This window comes from Streptomyces sp. P5F9, from assembly GCF_057961495.1.
The window spans coordinates 1-3437 of sequence record NZ_JBXVPZ010000709.1; the positions used below are offsets into that span (position 1 = coordinate 1).

The window sequence follows — 3437 nt, forward strand, 5'->3', positions numbered from 1 at the left end:
GGGTCGCCCTGTCGATCCGGGGGCGGTTGCGGGACCTCGGCGGGAGTGCCGAGCTGGTCTCGATTCCCGGGCAGGGCACGGAAGTCGAGCTGAAAGTACCGAAAGCGCGGGGGAAGGCGGGGACACGATGAGTGAGCGGAAGGGCCCGATCAGGGTCATGGTGGTCGACGACCACCCGATGTGGCGCGACGCCGTCGCCCGCGACCTGGCCGAGGCCGGCTTCGACGTGGTCGCCACCGCAGGTGACGGCGAACAGGCGGTGCGCCGGGCCAAGGCCGCCGCCCCGGACGTCCTCGTCCTGGACCTGAACCTGCCGCAGATGCCCGGCGTCCAGGTCTGCAAGGAACTGGTGGGCGCCAACCCGGCGTTGCGCGTCCTGGTCCTCTCCGCGAGCGGTGAGCACGCGGACGTGCTGGAGGCGGTGAAGTCGGGCGCGACCGGCTATCTGCTCAAGTCGGCTTCCACGGAAGAGCTGTTGGACGCCGTGCGCCGGACGGCGGTCGGCGACCCGGTGTTCACCCCGGGGCTCGCCGGACTCGTCCTCGGCGAGTACCGCCGACTGGCCTCCGACCCGGCACCGGCCACCGACGGCGACCAGCCCAAGGCGCCCCAACTCACCGACCGCGAGACCGAAGTGCTGCGCCTGGTCGCCAAGGGCCTGAGCTACAAGCAGATCGCCGAACGTCTGGTCATCTCGCACCGCACGGTCCAGAACCATGTCCAGAACACCCTGGGCAAGCTCCAGTTGCACAACCGGGTGGAGCTGGTCCGGTACGCGATAGAGCGCGGCCTGGACGACGCGTAGGCAGCCCGGTAGATCAACTCCCCGGCAATTCACCGCACTTGATCTCGGAATTGACCTTCCCGCCCATCCCTCTGTGACCTGGATCACCATTAGCGTGGCTGTCACAGGAAACCGCGGCGAAGGGATATTTCCATGCGCGTCGGAGTACTGACCGGAGGCGGCGACTGCCCCGGACTCAACGCCGTCATCCGGGGCATCGTCCGCAAGGGCGTTCAGGAGTACGGCTACGACTTCGTCGGCTACCGGGACGGCTGGCGAGGTCCACTCGAAGGCGACACCGTCCGGCTCGACATCCCCGCGGTGCGCGGCATCCTGCCCCGCGGCGGCACCATCCTCGGCTCCTCCCGCACCAACCCGCTGAAGCTGGAGAACGGCATCAGCCGCATCAAGGACAACCTCGCCGCGCAGGAGGTCGACGCGCTCATCGTGATCGGCGGCGAGGACACGCTCGGGGTGGCCGCGCGGCTGTGGGACGAGAGCGGCGTGCCGTGCGTCGGCGTACCGAAGACCATCGACAACGACCTGTCCGCCACCGACTACACCTTCGGCTTCGACACCGCCGTCGGCATCGCCACCGAGGCGATCGACCGGCTGCACACCACCGCCGAGTCGCACATGCGGGTCCTGGTCTGCGAGGTGATGGGCCGGCACGCCGGCTGGATCGCCATCCACTCCGGACTCGCGGGCGGCGCCAACGTCATCCTCATCCCCGAGCAGCGCTTCGACGTCGAGCAGGTGTGCGCCTGGATCACCTCGCGCTTCAAGGCGTCGTACGCCCCGATCGTGGTCGTCGCGGAGGGGGCCATGCCCAAGGACGGCGATGTCGTGCTGAAGGACGGGACCCTCGACTCCTACGGGCACGTCCGGCTGTCCGGGGTGGGGGAGTGGCTGGCCAAGGAGATCGAGAAGCGGACCGGCAAGGAGGCCCGCACCACCGTCCTCGGCCACATCCAGCGCGGCGGCACACCCAGCGCCTTCGACCGCTGGCTCGCCACCCGCTTCGGCCTGCACGCCATCGAGGCCGTCCGCGACGGCGACTTCGGCAAGATGGTCGCCCTGCGCGGCACGGACATCGTCCGCGTACCGATCGCGGAGGCGACCGCCCAGCTGAAGACGGTCGACCCGAAGCTGTACGAGGAGGTCGGGGTGTTCTTCGGCTGAGGCTCGGTCGCGCTCTCGACGCCGGACGGGCATCCCAGCCCGTCCGGCGTTTGAGGACGAGACCCCTTCAGGGCCGAAGCAGGGGTCCGGGGGCGCAGCCCCTGGACGGTGCGTTCGACTCCGAGAACGTGCTCGTGCCCCGCAGCTGACCCACCAACTCCCGTACGACCGCAGCCCCGTTGAGCGTCAGCACCGACTCCGGGTGGAACTGGACCGAGGCGAAGCCAGGAGCCCGCAGGGCGTGCACCTCCCCGGTCTCGCTCCGGCTCACCTCGACCCCGTGCGCGGCCAGCTCACCCAGCGCCTCGTCGTCACACCGCGCCACGAAGCTGTTGTAGAAGCCGACGGTCTCCTCCCGCCCGAACAGATCGATCACCGTCTGCGCCCCCTGGTACGGAACCTCCTTCCGTACGATGTCCAGGCCCAGCTCCGCCGCGATCAGCTCGTGCCCGAGGCACACGCCGAGGACACCGTGCCGGTTCTCCCGGAGGACCTCGGCGGTCAGCGCGCGCAGGAACCGCATCTTCGGGTCGGCCGTGTCGGAGGGGTCGCCCGGCCCCGGCCCCAGCACCACGGGCCCCTCGTGCGCGAGCACCGCCTCCCGCAGCCCCTCCTCGTCGTACCGCCGGACGGTCACCTCAAGGCCGCTCGACCGCAGCACGTGCGCGAGCATCGCCGTGAAGGTGTCCTCCCCGTCGACGACCAGCGCGTGCCCGGTCAGCTCCTCGGACCGCTCCTGCATCCGCAGCCAGAAGGGGGCCAACGAGGTGCGGCGGCCGTCGAGTGCGGCCCGCACCCGGGGGTCGTCGGTCAGCCGGGGGCGCGTGCTCTCGTCCCGCGGCCGGGACGGTCGTACGCCAAGAGCGGCCAGGACCCCCGCAGCCTTCGCGTGGGTCTCCGCGACCTCGCTCGCCGGGTCAGAGCCGCGGACCAGGGTGGCGCCGACCGGCACCCGCAGCCGGCCGGCCGGGTCGATGTCGGCGGTGCGGATGAGGATGGGGGAGTCGAGGGTCTGGGCGCCGCCGGAGTCCCGGCCGAGCAGCGCGAGCGCACCGGCGTAGTAGCCGCGCCCGCCGACCTCGTGCCGCTCGATGACCCGGCAGGCGTTCTGGACGGGCGAGCCGGTGACGGTCGCCGCGAACATCGTCTCCTTCAGCACCTCGCGCACGTCCAGCGAGGACCGGCCGCGCAACTCGTACTCCGTGTGCGCGAGATGGGCCATCTCCTTCAGCCGGGGCCCGATCACGACCCCGCCCATGTCGCCGACCGTGCACATCATCTTGAGCTCCTCGTCGACGACCATCGACAGCTCCTCGATCTCCTTGCCGTCCGCGAGGAAGGCGAGGAGGTGTTCGGGCGTCGGTCCCTCGGCCGGATAGCGATAGGTCCCGCTGATCGGGTTCATGACGACGGTCCCGCCGGACATCCGGACGTGCACTTCAGGGCTCGCGCCCACGAGCGTCCGCCCACC

Annotated in this window: 3 protein-coding genes and 1 pseudogene; 3 read left to right on the forward strand and 1 reads right to left on the reverse strand. The window is 70.7% G+C overall.

Annotated elements, in window-relative coordinates; translation table 11 throughout:
* The 3 genes and pseudogenes from AC31A1_RS48815 to AC31A1_RS48825 all read left to right on the forward strand — a co-directional run.
* Nucleotides 1–131, forward strand: a pseudogene (locus tag AC31A1_RS48815) (MacS family sensor histidine kinase); the annotation flags it as partial.
* A complete protein-coding gene (locus tag AC31A1_RS48820) occupies nucleotides 128–805 on the forward strand; it encodes a response regulator (protein ID WP_489659497.1) in 678 nt (225 codons plus the stop codon). The pseudogene AC31A1_RS48815 and the gene AC31A1_RS48820, both read left to right, overlap by 4 nt.
* A 132-nt stretch (nucleotides 806–937) precedes the next feature.
* Nucleotides 938–1966: a 6-phosphofructokinase gene (locus AC31A1_RS48825; protein WP_489659498.1), complete on the forward strand. Its 1029-nt coding sequence runs from the start codon at nucleotides 938–940 to the stop codon at nucleotides 1964–1966.
* 67 nt (nucleotides 1967–2033) lie between these two features.
* On the opposite strand, the gene AC31A1_RS48830 is transcribed toward AC31A1_RS48825, so the two are convergent.
* On the reverse strand, nucleotides 2034–3437 hold a 1404-nt coding region (locus tag AC31A1_RS48830; protein WP_489659499.1), incomplete at its 5' end, for an anthranilate synthase family protein.